Here is a 16,307-nt window from a genome sequence, read left to right as displayed (position 1 = left end):
GCTGGACGAGTCAGAACGCGCAGGTGTCGAGGATGGACAGCGGGCAGAGATGTGCCCGTGGGTAGTAGTCGCCCATCACCGCGGCGGCCGTGCTGGGTCGCCCGTCCGGCGGCACGTCCAGCACGGACCGGCGGAAGCCCGGCGCCGGCATCATGTTGCGCAACAGCGCCAGGTGCCGGGCGCCCGGCTCGTCCAGCGAGAACGGCACGAAGGTCACGCCGCGGACGGCCTCGATGCGGGGGCGCTGTGCTTCCGTACCGATGACAAAGGTGTAGTCCCCGCCGAGGTCCACCGCGGCCACGTCGTCGTGGCGGCAACCCGGATCGGTCTCCCCGTTCGGCAGATGGTTGACCACGACGGGGAAGCGGGGAAAGCGCAGGTTCGTGCAGAGCGACCAGTAACGCATGTCGTCGCCGCGCTGCGGCCACGGGTGCGGGTGCGGCTGATCGGGGCTCGACGCCGCCCGGCCCCGCACCACGACCACGGTCTCCGCGTCCGGCGGCGTCACCCAGGTGCTGAGGTAGCCGCTGTCCGGATTGGGGAACAGCTCGTCGTTGCCGGTGGTGCGGGCGAAGGCCAGGTCCGGCGCCGACCGCGGCGGCGCGACCGGGCCGTCCGGGGAGCTGACGTCGACCGTACGCTGACAGGGCGGCAGCGTTCGCGTCCGCCCACCGTCGGTGACCGTCAGGGTGGGCAGCACCACCGGCGACGAGGTGCCACCGGTGGGCAGGTAGATGCGGTAGACGAGGAACCCGAGCGCGCCGGCGACCGTGCCGGCGGGAGCCAGCGGCAGGGCGTTCACCTGGTCCGGGGCGACCACCATCCGCAGGTGCAACGTGTACGCCCCACCCGCCACGGCCGGCTCCTGCCACGGGTTGACGCTGCCCGGATCCGGGGTGATCTCGTGGTCGGCCCGGGCCGACGAGACGCCGTTGCTGGTGAAGGTGCCCTTGAACCCGTCGTAGACGGCGAACGAGGCGTACCGGGTGTCGGGGAAGGCGCCGGTGACCGTGATCTGCCGGTCCGCGTACACCTTGAACGGCATCACCCAGTAGCGGGCGTTGCTGTCCGGCAACGCGACGTTCGCGGCCTGCGCGCCCACCTCCTGGGGCCAGGCGCACCGGGGCATGGCAGCCGCGGCCGGCGTGGTGGCCAGGGCCGGCGTGCCGGGCAGCAGGGACACCAGGATGAGCATCGCCAGGGCGGCTCGCACACGCGTCATTCCGGCATCAGAACATGCAAAGATTTCGACGATGTTCAATATCGTGGAACATCCGTGAACGAGATCCCGCACGCCACGCGGCGATCATGACCACTCGCCGCTCCATGTCTGCCATCATGGCCGGATGCTTGTGCTCGGCCGGATGTTTCGTGGTGTGGTCGCGGTCCTCGCCGTCGTGGGGCTCGCCGGATGCTCGGACGACCCCGAGCCGGACCGCGGCGACCTCACCGTCTCCATCATGCAGAAGGCCCTGCTCCAGGGCCCCGACGTCGGCCCGACGTGGAAGGCGCCCACCGAGTCGGCGGCGCCCACGGCGCTGGTGAGCATCTGCGGCGGCGACACCGATCCGGCCATCATCCCGGGCAAGCCGGCCGTCGTCTCCGCGCCGCTGTCCGACGAGGGCACGAAGGGCGTGCAGAGCCTGACCCAGTACGCCCTGGTCTATGACGACATCATCTCCGCCTCCACCGCGCTCGCCACGCTGCGCGCGGTGGCCGACGCCTGCCCGCGGAACGTGCAGAAGCCCGCCAAGACCGGGGACCGCCAGGAGCCCGCCTACACCGAGACCGCCACCACCTCGCCGTTGGAGCAGGGGAACTGGGGCGGCTTCGTGACCACCCGCCACAAGCAGTACGACAAGGCGCACCCGGCCACCGCCGACGTCGCCGTCGTCGCTCTGACCAGGGCAAATGTCGTGCTTCTCGACCAGTACGCGATCTACCGGCTGGGCCGCTCCGACGCGAGCGCCAACCCGCAGTTCGCCGCGGACTGGCAGAAGCTGGTCGGCACGACGCTGAGCCGGGTGGGCTAGCGCGCCCGTCCCCCGGCCAGCATCTCGACCGATCTGGCGATCCGGCGTTCCCGGGTCTGCGCCGTCTTCGCGCCGGTGACCTGGAGGACGTGCCAGTTCTGGTTGGTGTAGGACAGGCCGGCCCAGAAGGCCTTCGCCTCGGGCGACGCCTCGAGGGCGGCGGCCAGGTCGGCCGGGACGTCCACCTCACGGACCGCCGTGTCCAACTCCACCTCGACGTCGAGGACCTCGCCCGCGGCGATCCCGGCCTCGGCCCGCCGTTGCGCGCTGACGCCGAGCCAGAAGCTGCCGCCCATGCGGGCGATGGAGCCGCGCCACCGGTGACCGTTGACCGACACCACCACCTTGGGGCGACCGCCTCCGCCGAGGGCGGTGACGACGTCGTCGGCTACCTGGAAGCCGGTCGTGGCACCGCCCGTGGCCTGCAATTCCGCGCGGAATCTCATGCCGTCGAGACAATCACGGATCACCGTGAGGGTCCAGGAAGTCACGCCGCGCTCGAGGCCGCCGACTCCACGGCGGCGCGGATGCTCTGGGCGAGGCCGATCGCCTGAACGATGGACAGCACCGGCGCGCGCAGGTCGAAGACAAGGCTCTGTTTCGCGGCCAGCAGCCCGCCGCGGCTGCGCAGTTCGGCGACCGGCGTGCCGGCCTCGTCGGCCAGGGTGAATTCCCGCGCCGTCCACTTCCCCTTGGTGGCCAGCGTCCGCCCGTCCGGCAGCGACACCACGCCGGCGCCGGTCGGGCCGGTCCAGCCGCTGAACTTCAGCGACAGCAGGAACTGCGACTGCGGGCCCATCAGCTCGTACCTGTTGCCCCAGAAACCGGCCTGCGCGCCGGCGGCCAGCAGGGTGGAGCCGGTCGCGTCCAGGATCTCGAAGCGCTGGCGCGCGCTCCACGCCGCACGCTTGATGGTGGCGACGGGCACCCCGTCGTCGGTCGTGACGGTGGAGGTGGTGCCGAAGAAGGAGGCGTCCGGCAGCAGGAGGATACCGACAAAGGACGAGGACATCCTTCTATCTTCACCACCCCACGCAACCGTCACGTACGGGCGTCGAGCCATCCGCAGTCGGAGCAGACGTCGAAGCCGCGGAACTGGGCCAGGCGGCGGCGGGCACACACCGGGCACACCACCCGGTAGCGGTCACGGTGGTTGCCCGCCCGGCCGGCCGGATGGACGACGGTGAAGAACATGCGACGCTGCCAGCTGCCGTCGCCCGCGTCGACGGCCACCACCCCGGCCCGGCTCCGCACGTCGGCGCGGATCAGCAGCCGGGCGACCGACCGGGGCGCGGGTGGCACCAGCAGCAGCGGTGCCACCTCCGCCGGCTTGGCGTCCTCGACGCCGGAGATGATCGACGCGTCCCGGCGGACGCCCTCGGTCCCGAGTGGGCCGACCGGAAGGTCGAGGCACCAGGGCGGGCGCGGTCCGAGGTCGGACTGTCCCAGCCGGGTCCGAAAGAGCGCCCAGAGGCCGAGGTTCTCCGAACCGACCAGGCCGATCTTCACGTCGGCGCCGCGCCCGTCGTTGAGCCCCAACACCCGAGGGCCCCACTTCGTGACCCGCTGCGCCGCCGCCACGGCGATCCCGATGCCGGGGTGCAGCACGTCCGCGACGGCCTCGGTGAACCGCCACAGCGCACCCCGGGCGACATCCCCGGCGATCCCGTCGCATCCGGCGGAGGCCCATTCGGAGACGCGACGCTGCTGCGGGCGGTCCGGCAGCTGCGGGCGCCGCGGCAGCGGGATCCCTCCGGTCGGTTCGAACCAGGACGGCAACTCGTTCGGGGTGTCACGGTGGCCGGAGCGCATTGACACATGCTGACACCGCACCCGAACGGCGGCCACCCTCCGCGGAGCGGCCCCACCGCCGCAAAACCCCAGCTGACCTGGGCGTACGCGAAATGCACGGCGAGCGGCGGGTACTCCTTCCGGGGTAACCGCCGCCCGCCGCCGAGAAGCGTCAGAAGCCGCCGGTGTAGAGCAGCCGGTTGGGCGAGCCGGAGCCGGGGCTCGTGACCACGCCGGTCGTCGCCGCGCTCACGACCGCCGAATGCACCGCGGCCGACGTCGCGGTCGGGTGGGTGGCCAGATAGAGGGCGGCCGCCCCGGCGACGTGCGGAGCCGCCATCGACGTGCCGCTGATCGTGCTGGAGGCGGTGTCGTTCGTGGCCCAGGCCGAGGTGATGTTGATGCCCGGCGCGAACAGGTCGACGCAGGTGCCGCGGTTGGCCCAGGTCGCCTTGCGGTCGTTGACGTCGGTGGCGGACACCGTGAGCGCGGTCGGGACGCGGGCCGGGGACTGGGTGCACGCGTCGAGGGCGAAGAGTCCGAGGAAGCCGTTGCCGGCGGCGATCGAGTAGCTCACGCCGGAGGCGATCGACCGGCTCACCGCGTTGTCGAGCGCGGTGTCGGCACTGCCGCCGAGGCTCATGTTGGCCACCGCGGGCTTCTGCGCATTGGCGGTCACCCAGTCGATGCCCGCGACGACCTGGGCGGTCGTGCCGCTGCCCTGGCAGTTGAGCACCCGGACAGCGACCAGTTGCACGCTCTTGGCGACGCCGTACGAGGTCCCGCCCACCGTGCCCGCCACATGGGTGCCGTGGCCGTGGCAGTCGTCGGCCGTGCCACCGTCGACGGCGTCGAAGCCGCTCGTCGCCCGGCCCCCGAAGTCGCGGTGCGTCGTGCGGATGCCGGTGTCCACGATGTAGGCGTGCACGTTCGCCGCGCCGGTCGAGTAGGTGTACGCCTGGTTCAGCGGCCGGTTGCGCTGGTCGATGCGGTCCAGCCCGTACGACGGCGGGTTGGTCTGGGTGTCGCTGGCCCGGTGGATCAGGTCGGATTGCACGTACGCGACCTCGGGGGCGGCGGCCATGCGCCGCGCCTGCTGGGCGCTCATCGTCGCGGCGAAGCCGCGCAGGGCGTGCGAGTACGTCTGCCGGACCGTGCCGCCGTACCGGCTCGCGAGGGTCCGCGCCTGCCCGGCAACCGCCGAACCGTCCGCCTTGAGGACCACGACGTAGCTGTCTGGGACGACCTCCGCGCCGGGTGCGGCGAGGACGGGCTTCTCGGCGGGCGCCGCGGTGGCGGGCGCCGCGGTGGCGGGCGCCGCGGTGGCGGGCGCCGACACGCCGAGGGTGGTGAGGGCGACGGCCGCCGTTGCTGCGAGCGTCCGCCGCATGGATGTCTGCATGAACGCCTCCCGATGTGACGGGTTGACTGCGTTCCGTGAAAATAACAGTTACATCGACGGCGGAAAATGTTTCGTGACAAGCGACTTTTCAGTCCGTCTCGGCCGGACCCTCCAGGCCCTCACGCTCGTCGCGCTCCGCCCATTCCAGCAAAGTACGCAGGTCATGGGCCTTGTTGTCGATCGCGGCGTGCAGATCACCGAGCTCCGCGAACCGCGCCGGAACCGTAACGATCGTGAAGTCGTCGGGCTCGACAATGTCGATTTCGTCCCAGTGGATCGGCGTGGAGACCGTGCCCCGCTGATTGCCCCGCACCGAGTACGCGCTCGCGATGGTGTGGTCGCGGGCGTTCTGGTTGTAGTCGACGAAGACCTTGTCGGGCTCCCGGTCCTTGCGCCACCAGGTCGTCGTGACCTGCTCGGGTGCGCGGCGCTCCACCTCCCGGGCGAAGGCGAGCGCCGCCCGGCGGACGTCGCCGAAGCCGTACTCGGGCTTGACCCGGACATAGATGTGCAGGCCCCGGCCGCCGGAGGTCTTCGGATAGCCCGTCATGCCGAGCTCGTCAAGCACCTCGTGGGCGACCCGCGCGACCCGCCGCACGGTCGCGTAGTCGCAGTCGGGCATCGGATCGAGGTCGATGCGCCACTCATCGGGTTTCTCGGTGTCGGCCCGCCGGGAATTCCACGGATGGAACTCGACGGTCGACATCTGCACCGCCCAGATCACCTCGCCGAGCTGGGTCACACACAGCTCGTCGGCGTGCCGGTTGTAGCGGGGAAAAGTGACCCGCACGGTCTGCAGCCACGGCGGGGCGCCGTGGGGCACCCGCTTCTGATGCACCTTCTCGCCGGCGAGCCCGTCGGGAAAGCGGTGCAACATGCACGGGCGTTCCCGCAGCGCCCGGACGATGCCATCGCCGACGCTGAGGTAGTAGTGGACGAGATCGAGCTTGGTCAGGCCGAGCTCGGGGAAGTAGACGCGGTCGGGGTTCGAGACCCGTACCGTGTGCTCCCCCGCCTCGATCTCCACCGCCGGCGGCTTCGTGGCCATGGATCACAACGTAGCCGCTCAGGGCCTGTCCTGCCGGTCATGGCAACGCCGAGACGGGCAGACAGGCCCTAAGCTTCCGCGCGGTGGCGACCTACGTGCAGGAGGTGCCGCTGCTCCGGGATCGCGGCGTTGCGGCCGCCGCCGAGGTGCTTGATCTCGTACATGGCGTGGTCCGCCGCGCGCAGCGCCTGGTCGGGATCGTCGGACGCGTTCGCGACGTGGACACCGACGCTCGCGCCGATGACGAGCTCGTTGCCCTGGACGTGAAACGGGCGCTCGATCGCCAGGCGTACCCGGGTGCTCATCGCCTCGGCGTCCTCGCGGTTGATGATGCCGGGCATGAGCACCACGAACTCGTCGCCGCCGACGCGGGAGAGGACGTCCTGCTCGCGAATGCAGGAGCTGAGCCGCTCGGCGACCTGTTGCAGCAGCTCGTCACCCGCCTCATGGCCGTGGGCGTCGTTGACCGGCTTGAAACCGTCCAGGTCGACGAAGAGCACCGCCACCGGCTCCCGCCGCAGCGAGGAGCCGAGGGCGTCCTGCATGCGGCGGCGGTTGGGCAGCCCGGTGAGCGCGTCGTGCTGCGCCTCGTGGGCGAGCCGCTCCTGGAAGGCCCGGGTCTCCGAGACGTCCCGGGCGTTGATGACGATGCCGTTCAGGGCCGGGTTGTGCATCTGGTTGGAAGCGGTGAACTCGAACCAGGTGGCGGTGCCGGAGGCGTTGAGGACGCGCGTCTGCAGGCGCAGCACGCTGTCGCGATCGGCGAACAACCGGCCGAAGGCCGCCATCATGCTCGGCCGGTCCTCGGGGTGCACGAGCTCGAAGACGCTGTGGCCCTGCAACGAACCCGGCGGGAAGTGCAGCACGGACGCCGCGCTCGGGCTGGAGTACGAGAGCCGCCCGTCGGCGTCGAGCACGGCCACCATGTCGGGAGCGTGCTGGAAGAGTGCCTGGAATTTCTCGTCGGCACGCCGACGCTGCACCTGGGTGCGGTAGCCGAGGATGGAGATGCCCACCGCGCCGATCAGGAGCATGGCGAGCAGGGTCACGTTGATCGTCTGGCTGCGGCGGTGCACCGCGCCGTCGAAGGAGGCCGTCGTCTGCGTACGGACATAGGCCCACCCGCCCGGCAGGACGTCCCCGGTGACCAGGATGGCGATCATCTCGACGCCGTCGGACTCGTACTCCACGAAGGCGGCACCCGGCGCGTTACTCCGCGCCGCCGCCACGATCGCCGGGTCGACCCGGGTGCCGATCCTGGTGGAGTCGCTGCTGAACCCGGCCACGCCGTCGCCGTCGACGATCAACGCCGTGTGCGCCGCCGACTTCAACTTCGAGGTGTACGCCTGCAGCATCGTGTCGGCGAACTTGTTGAAGCCGATGAGCAGCGCCACGGGGGCGCCCCCGACCGCGATCGGCACCGCGACGGCCTGCACGGCGACGGGCATGCCCTTGGCGTCGGTAACGCTCATCACCGGCGAGAACCCGGGCTTGCCCGCCAGCAGCAGCTCCCGCATGGCCTGATAGCCGGGGTCATCGGCGTCGGGCAGCGGGTTACGGCGCGTGGCGTTGAGCAACACGCCGTCCAGCGAAGTGAGCACCGCTCCGTACGGGAACAGCTGCGACTTCTTGACGTAGCCCTCGAGGATCGCGCGGTCGGCGGCCTGACCCGGCGCCAGGGTGAAGGGATGACCCGACGCGAACTCGCTGAGCTCCTTGGCGGAGAGCAGCTGCATCGACCCGGCCAGGGTGGCGTTGTTGACGGCCAGCGCCTGCGAGTCGGCACGGTGCACCGTGTCCGCCGCGCGCAGCGCCGAACGGTTCACCAGCACGCCGACGATGCCGACGGCCACCAGCAACAGCACGCTGACGACCACGGCGATCCAGTTGCGCAGCCGCATCGAATCCCTCCTCGCCGGGACTCAATCGGGCGGGGCACGGCCGACCTGAAGGGTTTCCGCCGGGTAGCAGCGTCACATCCTTCCCCCCGTCACCTGGGGCACCACCCTCAGCCGCGGCGGCCCCGCCAGGGCGGCGGGCGGCCCTGCAACCACCATTGCAGCGACCTCGTGACCTGCGGCAGAACGAGGTAGGTCATGAGCGGGGTCAGGGTCAGCGTCATGGCCAGGGTCCGGACGACCAGATGCTGCCCGGCCAGCGCCGGCTGAAGCGTGACCGCCGACAGCAGGCTCAGCGGAAAGAACCCGAGCCAGATCGTCACGGCCTGCTTCCATCGCGGTGGCGCGGCCGGCGGCTCGGTCAGATCGTCCACCGACAGCTCGCGCGGCGGGTCGAACCAGCCCTCGATGCCCGTACGCTTCTCCACCCGCGTGTGCTCGACCATGCCCTGCGCCGACGACAGCCACCACCGACGCTGCGGCGACTCCTCCCACGCGTGCAGCGCCTCCGCGTCGGCGAACCGGTAGAGCATGTGCCAGTCCGTCGAGCCCAGCACCGGACGAACCCAGCCGACCCCGAGGAAGCCCGGAAAGTGCTCGGCCAGCGTCACGCCGGCCCGCACCCACGCGAGCATCTCCGCGTTACGCGACGGATCTGCCTTCCGCGTGATCGCCACGGTGACGGTCTCCATGCACCCATCCTCGGCCCCCGGCGTCCCTCGAGGGCGGCGATCGGGACATCCGGGGAGTAAATTCCGCTGGCATGATTCGAAAGCTTTCGATGGCCGCGCTCGGCCTGGTCGCCCTCGTCGGCACCAGCGGCTTCAGCACCGGTGCCCCGACACCGTCGTGGCAGCTCTCCGAGACGGGCGTGACCGCCCGCTTCCGCGGGCTGGCCCCGGTCAGCGAGTCGGTGGCCTGGGTCGCCGGCTCCGGCGGCACCATCCTGCGTACGGTCGACGCCGCCCGCACCTGGCAGCACGTCGACCCACCGGGTACGGCCGAACTGCAGTTCCGCGACATCGAGGCGTTCGACGCGGACCACGCGGTGGCCCTGACCATCGGCGAGGGCGACCAGTCCCGCCTGTACGCGACCGAAGACGGCGGCACCACCTGGACCGAAACCTTCCGCAACGACGATCCCGCGGCGTTCTACGACTGCGTGACGTTCCTCGACCGCCGCCACGGCCTGGCCCTATCGGACCCGGTCGGCGGGAAGTTCCGGATCCTGGCGACAGACGACGGCGGGCGCACCTGGCAGGTGCGCGCCGACACAGGCATGCCCGCGGCGCTGACCGGCGAGTTCGCTTTTGCGGCGAGCGGCACGTGCCTGGTGACCGCGGACCGGCGGGGCGCGGGGCGCGCCTGGTTCGCCACCGGCGGAGGCGAGCGCGCCCGCGTCTTCTCGACAACCGACGGCGGACACACCTGGCAGGTAACCGACAGCGGCATTCCCAGCGGAGCCAGTGCGGGCGTCTACAGCCTGGCGTTCCGCGATCCGTGGCACGGCGTCGCGGTCGGCGGTGACTACGCCGTGCCGGAAACCGCGCCGGACGCGGCGGCGACGACCCGCGACGGTGGGCGGAGCTGGACGCCGGCTCGCGGGGAACCCGGCGAATACCGCTCGGGCGCGGCCTGGGCACGCGGCGGGATGGTGCTGGCGGTGGGTCCGACCGGCAGCGACCTGAGCCGGGATGGTGGACGCACTTGGACGGAGTTCGATGGGGGCAGCTTCGACGCCGTCCGGTGCGTGGGGGGAGCGTGCTGGGCCTCCGGTGAACAGGGGCGGGTGGCCCGGCTCCTCATGCCCGGCCAGCCGGCGGCGTCTTAGCCGGAAAGGTTTCAGCCGGCCGCGTCGTCAGCCCGCCGCGTCGTCAGCCCGCCGCGTCGTCAGCCCGCCGCGTCGTCACCCCGCCGCGTCGTCAGCCCGGCACGTCGTCACCCCGCCGCGTCGTCAGCCCGGCACGCCGTCACCCCGGCACCCCGGCACGCCGGCACCCCGGCACGCCGGCACCCCGGCACGCCGGCACCCCGGCACGCCGTCACCCCGGCACGCCGTCACCCCGGCACGCCGTCACCCCGGCACGCCGTCACCCCGGCACGCCGTCACCCCGGCACGCCTCAACCCGCCGTGCCTCAGCCGGCGGCGTCAGTCGGCTGCGTCGAGGTAGGCGAGCACCGCCAGCACCCGCCGGTTGTCGTCGTCGGAGGGCGACAGGCCCAGCTTCGTGAAGATGTTGGAGATGTGCTTGCTGACGGCCTTCTCGGTGACGAAGAGCTTCGAGGCGATCGCCGCGTTGGAACGGCCCTCCGCCATCTGCGCGAGCACCTCGCTCTCGCGGGCGGTCAGCGCGGCGACCGGCCGGCCACGGGCCAGCAGCCGCGACACCACCTCCGGGTCCAGGGCTGTGCCGCCGTCGGCGACCCGGCGGACGGCGTCGACGAACTGGGCGACGTCGGAGACCCGGTCCTTGAGCAGGTAGCCGACCCCGCCGCCACGGCCGCTGAGCAGCTCGCGGGCGTACAGCGGCTCGACGTGCTGGGAGAGCACGAGGATCGGCAGGCCGGGGATCTCGGTGCGGGCCGCGATGGCGGCCTGCAGTCCCTCGTCGGTGTAGGTCGGAGGGAGCCGGACGTCGACGACGGCCACCTCCGGCCGGTGTTTCACCAGCGCGGGCAGCAGCGCGGGCCCGTTGTCGACCGCCTCGACCACCTTGAAGTCGAACGCCTCCAGAATCCGGATCAGACCGTCCCGGAGGAGGGCGAGATCCTCGGCGATGACAACACGCACGGCAGCTCCATGGAAACGACGGTCGGCCCACCCGGCGGGGACGACAGCGCCATCGTGCCATCGAAGGCCGCGAGCCGGCGGGCGATCCCCCGCAGCCCGGTGCCGCCCCGCGGGTCCGCGCCGCCCACGCCGTCGTCCCGCACGACCATCGCCAGCCGCCCGTCGTCGTGCCGGATCGTGACCGAGGCCGTCCGCGCGCGGCTGTGCCGCACGACGTTGGTGAGCGCCTCGGCGACCACGAAGTAGGCGGCCGACTCGACCGGGGTCTCCGGCCGCCCCGGCAGCTCGACCTCGACGCCGACCGGCAGCGGCAGGCTCAACGCGAGTGCCCGGACGGCCCCGTCGAGCCCGCGCTCGGCGAGCACCGGAGGGTGGATGCCGCGCACGAGGTGCCGCAGCTCCACTAGGGCGGCACCGCTGGCCTCCCGCGCCTCGGCCAGCAGCTTGCGGACGTGCTCGGGATCACGGTCGAGCAACTGCTCGGCCAGCCCGATCGTCATGCCGAGCGACACGAGCCGGGCCTGCGCGCCGTCGTGCAGGTCACGCTCGATGCGGCGCAGCTCGGCGGCCTGCGCGTCGACGGTGTCGGCCCGACTGACGGTCAGGTGGGCGACCCGCAGCCGCAATTCGGCGGCCCTGGTCGGGGCGAGCAGAAGCTTGGCGAACCGGGCGTCGAGCCACCGCAGCCAGGGCGCGGCCGTCAGACCCACCGCCAGGATCACCACGCCCTGCGGCAGGGCCAGCAGCCCCTCGCTGAAGCTCTCGATGGGCCAGAAAAGACCGTAGCCATACCAATCGGTGCCGAGGTAGAGCCACAACGGCAGCAGGATGATGCCCTCGATCCCGTACAGCGCCAGGACGAGCGAGACGACGCCGAGGGCGACACCGATGATCGCGCCCGGCACGAGCCAGGCGATGTCGCGCCAGGTCGCCGGATCGGTGAGAATCCACCGGTAGCGCCGCCACCCGCCCGGGGGCGCGCTCGCGGGTCGGGGTGCGTAAGGCCGGGGGATCTGCACGCCGGACCGGGCGGCGAGCCTGCGCTGCAGGTCGATGCGGGCGCGCAGCACGACCGTCATGAACGGGAGCGCGATCAGACCGATACCGGCCACCGGGCTCAGGGCGAGGGCGATCAGCCAGAGGACCAGCAACGGCAGGTTGGTGATCGAGAGGAGCATGGCAAGGAGACCGCCGGCGACGGCGTGGATGCCGTCGCGTACCCATGACTTCGTCTCCATGGGGTCATTGTGGGTCAGCGGTATGCCGGCTGGCGCTGGGGCTGGCTCCCGTCTCGGGGAGGGGGACTCCCCCTGACGTGGTGGGGTTGTCCCCACCATCATTCGGGGGCCTGCACTCCTGACTCCAAGCCCGCACCCCGGAAGCCTGGACCCATGACGACGACGACCGAACGGCCGGCGACCACGGCCGGCAGCGACTTCGCCGAGCTCGGCCGGCGGATCAGCCGGGCGGGCCTGCTCGACCGCAAGCCCGGCTACTACGCCGTGAGGCTCAGCATCGTGGGCCTGATGGTGATCGGCGGCTGGACCGCGTTCTTCCTGGTCGGTTCGTCCTGGTGGACCCTGGCGGTCGCCGCCTTCCTCGCGGTGACCTTCGCCCAGGTGGCCCTGGTGGCCCACGACCTCGCCCACCGCCAGGTCTTTCGCACCGCCGGGCCCAGCGGGCGCGCCGGCAGGATCGCCGGCAACCTCGCCATCGGCATGAGCTACGGCTACTGGATGGACAAGCACACCCGCCACCACGCCAACCCCAACCACGACGACCTCGACCCCGACGTCGCCCCGGCGGTGCTGGTGTGGTCGCCCGAGGCCGCGGCCGCCCGGCGGGGAAGCTTCGACCGGTGGCTCACCCGCCACCAGGCGTGGCTCTTCTTTCCCTTGCTCACCCTGCTCGGGCTGAGCCTCAGAAAGGACAGCGTCAGGGCCTTGCGGACGGGCACCGTCAAGCGCCGCGGCCTCGAGGCGGCCCTGTTGGCGACGCACTTCGCCGGTTACCTGTGCGCCCTCGCGCTCGTGCTCAGCCCCCTCCAGGCGCTGGCGTTCTTCGTGGTGCACCAGGCCCTGTTCGGCGTCTACCTTGGAATGACGTTCGCGCCCAACCACAAGGGCATGCCGCACCCCACCGGCGACGAGGACTTCCTGCGCAAGCAGGTGCTGACATCCCGCAACGTGCGCGGCGGACCGCTCACCGACGTGGCGCTCGGTGGCCTGAACTATCAGATCGAGCACCACCTGTTCCCCGCGATGCCAACGCCGAACCTGCGCAAGGCGCAGCCGATCGTGCAGGCCTACTGCGCAGAGATCGGCGTGGCCTACGAGATGACGGGCCTGGCCGAGTCATACGGCATCGCCCTGCGCCACCTGCACGAGGTGGGCGCACCCCTGCGCCCCTGAGACTTTCGCGGCGGCCGCGGCCCTGATCGCGTGCACCCCCGCGGTCAACCGCGGGGGCCTGACGCTGTCAACCGCGCGGGCACCCCCGCTGTCAACCGCGCGGGCACCCCCGCTGTCAACCGCGCGGGCACCCCCGCGGTCAACCGCGTCAGGTCCGCGGCTCATCCCGCGCTCCGCGCGAGACAACTTGAGGTGCGCGGCTCATCGCTTGGGCCCGCGGCTCATCGCTTGGGCCCGCGGCTCATCGCTTGGGCCCGCGACTCATCGCTTGGGCCCGCGGCTCACCGCTTGAGGCCCGCGGCTCACCGCTTGAGGCCCTCGGCTCACCCTTGAGGCCCTCGGCTCACCGCTCGAGGGCCCGGCTCACCGCTCGAGGGCCCGGCTCACCGCTCGAGGGCCCGGCTCACCGCTCGAGAGCCCAGCTCACCGCTCGAGAGCCCGGCTCACCGCTCGAGAGCCCGGCTCACCGCTCGAGAGCCCGGCTCACCGCTCGAGAGCCCGGCTCACCCCTTGAGGTCCCCCGGCTCACCCTTGAGGGCCGCGGCCCACCGCTTGAGGTCCGGCTCACCCCTTGAGGTCCCCCGGCTCACCCCTTGAGGGCCCCGGCTCACCGCCTAGGCCCCGGCTCAACGTGTCAGATCGTGCCGGCGATGAACCATCTTCTCGACGACGTTCGACGGGAGGACCCGCCGCAGGGCGAAGACGAGCGGGGCGTTGCTTCCCACGGCGTAGTGCGCCTTCGGACGGGGGGCCTCGATCGCCTTGAGGACGACGCCGGCGACCCGTTCCGCGGACACCCCACCGCGCTCATTGCGGTCGAGTGCGGCCAGCATCGTCTCGAAGTCGCGGCGATGCGGGGAGTCCGCGGCCACGTACTGGGTGCGTCGCTCACTGATGCCGGTGTTGATCGAGCCGGGCTCGACGGTTGTCACCCAGACCCCGAACGGGGAGCACTCGTGGCGTGCGCCGTCGCTGAAGCCCTTCAGCGCCGCCTTCGTCGCGACGTATGAGGAGCGGTATGCCAGGGGGAACGACGCGAGCATCGAGCCCACCATCACCACCCGGCCGTAACGACGTTCCCGCATGCCCGGCAGGGCGAGCTGGGCCAGCCGCACAGCGCCGAGGACGTTGACCTGGAACAGCCGGCGCAAGGCGTCGCCCGGCAGTTCCTCGAAAGGGCCGGACTGGCTCTCCCCCGCGTTGTTGACCAGGACGTCGACGCTGGCCAGCCGGTCGGCCAGGGCCTCGATGGACTCCTCGGAGGTCAGATCGAGCGCCAGGTATTCGACGCCGTCCGCCCGCTGCTCCGGCGACAGAGACTCCGGGTTGCGGCTGGTCCCCCATACGCGATAACCACGGGCGACCAACTGAGCAGCCGTAGCCCGGCCGATACCCGACGATGCTCCGGTGACCAACGCGGTGCGATCCATCGACGCACCATACAGGTGCCCATCCGACCCAGATATCCCTTGCCCGTCAGGCCCAGATGCCCAGCAGCGCCCCTCAGGCCCAGATGTCCAGCAGCGCCCCTCAGGCCCAGATGCCCAGCAACGCCCCTCAGGCCCAGATGCCCAGCAACGCCCCTCAGGCCCAGATGTCCAGCAGCGCCCCTCAGGCCCAGATGCCCAGTAGCCCACCTGCGACGCCGGCGATGTCCTTCCTGTCGGTGTTGCAACTGACGGCGATCGCGGTGCGCCGGTCCGCGGTGACCCCGAACATCGTCGTGTACCCGGCCCAACCGCCCTCATGGACGAGCGTCCCGTCGGATTGGACGATGAGGCCCGCCCCGTACCGGGCCCCGTCGGGACCGGCCGGCACGGCGCCGTCGACCTGCGCCCGCAGCAGGGCGGAGCCGCCGACCTTTCCGGTGCGGTAATTGTCCGCCCACCGCACGAGCGCGCTGGGCGTTCCCTGCACGGAACCATCGCCGACCTGCGTCCACCCCGACCTGACGGCGACCCACTCCCCGGACGAGCCCGTGGTGTAGGCGACGGCCGTACGCCCACCGCGCACCGCCGGGTCCATCGCCATCGGCAGGTCGAGCGGCTGAAAGACCCGCGCTGCCAGGAACGCCGGCAGCGCCCGGCCGGAGGCGGCCTCGACGATCTCGGCGAGCAACACGTAGTTCGAGTTGGAGTAGGCGAACTCACCGACCGGCCCGAACCGAGATTTCGGCGCCGTGCCGATCGCCTTCACCGCCTGCCGCTGGGTGGTGCGCTCCTCCAGGGTGTGACCCGCGGCGAGGAGCAGCGCGGTGTAGTCGGGGATGCCGCTGGTGTGGCGCATCAGGTCGCCGACGGTCACCCGGCGCGCCCACGCCGGCAGGCCGGTCAGGTGAGTCGCGACGGAGTCGGTTAGCGCCAGCTTCCCGTCCTGCGCAAGCAGGAGCACGGCGGTAGCGGTGAACTGCTTCGACACGGACGCGATGTCGAAGACGGAGTCGGTGTTCAGCGCGGTGCCGGAGGCCAGGTCGGCGGTTCCCCGCGCGCCCGCCCACACGACCCGGCCCTCGACGCCGACCGCGGCGGAGCAGCCGGGTTCGTCCCGCGGGAGAAGGCGAGCGAGTAGGGCGTCGCTGTGCCCCTCCCTGGTGTCCGACGCCACGCCTGGCGAGGGCTCTGGTCGCCCGGCCGCGCATCCACCGGCGACAAACAGGGCTGCGCATCCCAGCGCGGCGGCGAAACGGTATGCCCGAGATGCCATGGCGGAACTCCTTCTGAAAGAGGGCAGCATCGATCGACCACTCACCGACGGCGAGCGGCTGAGGTCACAAGACGTCCGACCGCTCACGGCAGGCGGTCACGGGAAAGTTGTCGGCCAGAGCGGCCGCGGTTGGTCAACGCCAGCTCAACGGGAAGGCAACCGTGCTTGGTCAGCAGACCTCACGCCGTCACGGCCGCGTGGCGTCCGAACCGGTTGGCGGTGTTCACGCC

Annotated in this window: 15 protein-coding genes; 3 read left to right on the top strand and 12 right to left on the bottom strand. The window is 71.6% G+C overall.

All coding sequences use genetic code 11. The annotated features are described in order from the left end of the window. Positions 1-10: 10 nt before the first annotated feature. Positions 11-1,222 carry a hypothetical protein gene (locus tag AB0M36_RS01600; RefSeq protein ID WP_364150743.1) on the bottom strand — a complete coding sequence of 404 codons (1,212 nt, stop codon included), beginning with the start codon at positions 1,220-1,222 and terminating at the stop codon, positions 11-13. Between the two features lie 124 nt (positions 1,223-1,346). On the opposite strand from AB0M36_RS01600, the gene AB0M36_RS01595 reads away from it, so the two are divergent. Continuing rightward, positions 1,347-2,033 (top strand): hypothetical protein, encoded by a 687-nt coding sequence (locus tag AB0M36_RS01595; protein WP_364150740.1) that lies wholly within the window; start codon positions 1,347-1,349, stop codon positions 2,031-2,033. Here the strand turns inward: AB0M36_RS01595 and AB0M36_RS01590 are convergent. From AB0M36_RS01590 to AB0M36_RS01560, 7 genes are all read right to left on the bottom strand, one after another. Further along, positions 2,030-2,479, bottom strand: coding sequence for a YdeI/OmpD-associated family protein (locus AB0M36_RS01590; protein WP_364150737.1), 450 nt, complete (start codon positions 2,477-2,479; stop codon positions 2,030-2,032). The genes AB0M36_RS01595 and AB0M36_RS01590 overlap by 4 nt on opposite strands. Positions 2,480-2,520: 41 nt before the next feature. After that, on the bottom strand, positions 2,521-3,045 hold the full coding sequence (locus tag AB0M36_RS01585) for a hypothetical protein (protein ID WP_364150734.1): 525 nt from the start codon (positions 3,043-3,045) through the stop codon (positions 2,521-2,523). A gap of 29 nt (positions 3,046-3,074) precedes the next feature. Next, positions 3,075-3,845 carry a hypothetical protein gene (locus AB0M36_RS01580; protein ID WP_364150731.1) on the bottom strand — a complete coding sequence of 257 codons (771 nt, stop codon included), beginning with the start codon at positions 3,843-3,845 and terminating at the stop codon, positions 3,075-3,077. 151 nt (positions 3,846-3,996) lie between these two features. After that, on the bottom strand, positions 3,997-5,226 hold the full coding sequence (locus tag AB0M36_RS01575) for a S8 family peptidase (RefSeq protein WP_364150729.1): 1,230 nt from the start codon (positions 5,224-5,226) through the stop codon (positions 3,997-3,999). Between the two features lie 88 nt (positions 5,227-5,314). Further along, entirely contained in the window at positions 5,315-6,274 is a 960-nt protein-coding gene (gene ligD / locus AB0M36_RS01570; protein WP_364150726.1) for a non-homologous end-joining DNA ligase, read from the bottom strand. 68 nt (positions 6,275-6,342) lie between these two features. Continuing rightward, on the bottom strand, positions 6,343-8,175 hold the full coding sequence (locus AB0M36_RS01565) for a sensor domain-containing diguanylate cyclase (protein WP_364150723.1): 1,833 nt from the start codon (positions 8,173-8,175) through the stop codon (positions 6,343-6,345). Positions 8,176-8,282: 107 nt separating this feature from the next. Continuing rightward, positions 8,283-8,864 carry an antibiotic biosynthesis monooxygenase gene (locus AB0M36_RS01560; protein ID WP_364150720.1) on the bottom strand — a complete coding sequence of 194 codons (582 nt, stop codon included), beginning with the start codon at positions 8,862-8,864 and terminating at the stop codon, positions 8,283-8,285. Between the two features lie 71 nt (positions 8,865-8,935). Here AB0M36_RS01560 and AB0M36_RS01555 point away from each other — a divergent pair, with 71 nt between their 5' ends. Beyond that, a complete protein-coding gene (locus AB0M36_RS01555; RefSeq protein WP_364150717.1) occupies positions 8,936-10,003 on the top strand; it encodes an oxidoreductase in 1,068 nt (355 codons plus the stop codon). A 318-nt stretch (positions 10,004-10,321) separates the two neighbouring features. On the opposite strand, the gene AB0M36_RS01550 is transcribed toward AB0M36_RS01555, so the two are convergent. Then, a complete protein-coding gene (locus AB0M36_RS01550) occupies positions 10,322-10,963 on the bottom strand; it encodes a response regulator transcription factor (protein WP_364150714.1) in 642 nt (213 codons plus the stop codon). Next, on the bottom strand, positions 10,915-12,201 hold the full coding sequence (locus AB0M36_RS01545) for a sensor histidine kinase (RefSeq protein ID WP_364150711.1): 1,287 nt from the start codon (positions 12,199-12,201) through the stop codon (positions 10,915-10,917). The genes AB0M36_RS01550 and AB0M36_RS01545 overlap by 49 nt, the downstream gene beginning before the upstream one ends. Before the next feature lie 153 nt (positions 12,202-12,354). Here AB0M36_RS01545 and AB0M36_RS01540 point away from each other — a divergent pair, with 153 nt between their 5' ends. Beyond that, positions 12,355-13,374 (top strand): acyl-CoA desaturase, encoded by a 1,020-nt coding sequence (locus AB0M36_RS01540; RefSeq protein WP_364150708.1) that lies wholly within the window; start codon positions 12,355-12,357, stop codon positions 13,372-13,374. A gap of 626 nt (positions 13,375-14,000) precedes the next feature. Here the strand turns inward: AB0M36_RS01540 and AB0M36_RS01535 are convergent. Together AB0M36_RS01535 and AB0M36_RS01530 are read right to left on the bottom strand one after the other, a co-directional pair. Beyond that, entirely contained in the window at positions 14,001-14,804 is an 804-nt protein-coding gene (locus AB0M36_RS01535; RefSeq protein WP_364150705.1) for an SDR family oxidoreductase, read from the bottom strand. Between the two features lie 181 nt (positions 14,805-14,985). Next, entirely contained in the window at positions 14,986-16,077 is a 1,092-nt protein-coding gene (locus AB0M36_RS01530) for a serine hydrolase domain-containing protein (protein WP_364150702.1), read from the bottom strand. Positions 16,078-16,307 lie beyond the last annotated feature (230 nt).

This window comes from Actinoplanes sp. NPDC051346 (assembly GCF_040682215.1).
In the GTDB taxonomy this organism is placed as follows: Bacteria; Actinomycetota; Actinomycetes; order Mycobacteriales; family Micromonosporaceae; genus Actinoplanes.
The sequence above is the reverse complement of the archived record's forward strand: the minus strand, read 5'-3'. Positions and strand labels throughout refer to the sequence as shown.

Coding starts and splice junctions, on each gene's coding strand:
- AB0M36_RS01595 (WP_364150740.1), top strand. CDS start 1,347: ATGCTTGTGCTCGGCCGGATGTTTCGTGGTGTGGTCGCGGTCCTCGCC.
- AB0M36_RS01585 (WP_364150734.1), bottom strand. CDS start 3,045: ATGTCCTCGTCCTTTGTCGGTATCCTCCTGCTGCCGGACGCCTCCTTC.
- AB0M36_RS01565 (WP_364150723.1), bottom strand. CDS start 8,175: ATGCGGCTGCGCAACTGGATCGCCGTGGTCGTCAGCGTGCTGTTGCTG.
- AB0M36_RS01545 (WP_364150711.1), bottom strand. CDS start 12,201: ATGGAGACGAAGTCATGGGTACGCGACGGCATCCACGCCGTCGCCGGC.
- AB0M36_RS01555 (WP_364150717.1), top strand. CDS start 8,936: ATGATTCGAAAGCTTTCGATGGCCGCGCTCGGCCTGGTCGCCCTCGTC.
- AB0M36_RS01580 (WP_364150731.1), bottom strand. CDS start 3,845: ATGCGCTCCGGCCACCGTGACACCCCGAACGAGTTGCCGTCCTGGTTC.
- AB0M36_RS01600 (WP_364150743.1), bottom strand. CDS start 1,222: ATGACGCGTGTGCGAGCCGCCCTGGCGATGCTCATCCTGGTGTCCCTG.
- AB0M36_RS01560 (WP_364150720.1), bottom strand. CDS start 8,864: ATGGAGACCGTCACCGTGGCGATCACGCGGAAGGCAGATCCGTCGCGT.
- ligD (WP_364150726.1), bottom strand. CDS start 6,274: ATGGCCACGAAGCCGCCGGCGGTGGAGATCGAGGCGGGGGAGCACACG.
- AB0M36_RS01590 (WP_364150737.1), bottom strand. CDS start 2,479: ATGAGATTCCGCGCGGAATTGCAGGCCACGGGCGGTGCCACGACCGGC.
- AB0M36_RS01530 (WP_364150702.1), bottom strand. CDS start 16,077: ATGGCATCTCGGGCATACCGTTTCGCCGCCGCGCTGGGATGCGCAGCC.
- AB0M36_RS01575 (WP_364150729.1), bottom strand. CDS start 5,226: ATGCAGACATCCATGCGGCGGACGCTCGCAGCAACGGCGGCCGTCGCC.
- AB0M36_RS01535 (WP_364150705.1), bottom strand. CDS start 14,804: ATGGATCGCACCGCGTTGGTCACCGGAGCATCGTCGGGTATCGGCCGG.
- AB0M36_RS01540 (WP_364150708.1), top strand. CDS start 12,355: ATGACGACGACGACCGAACGGCCGGCGACCACGGCCGGCAGCGACTTC.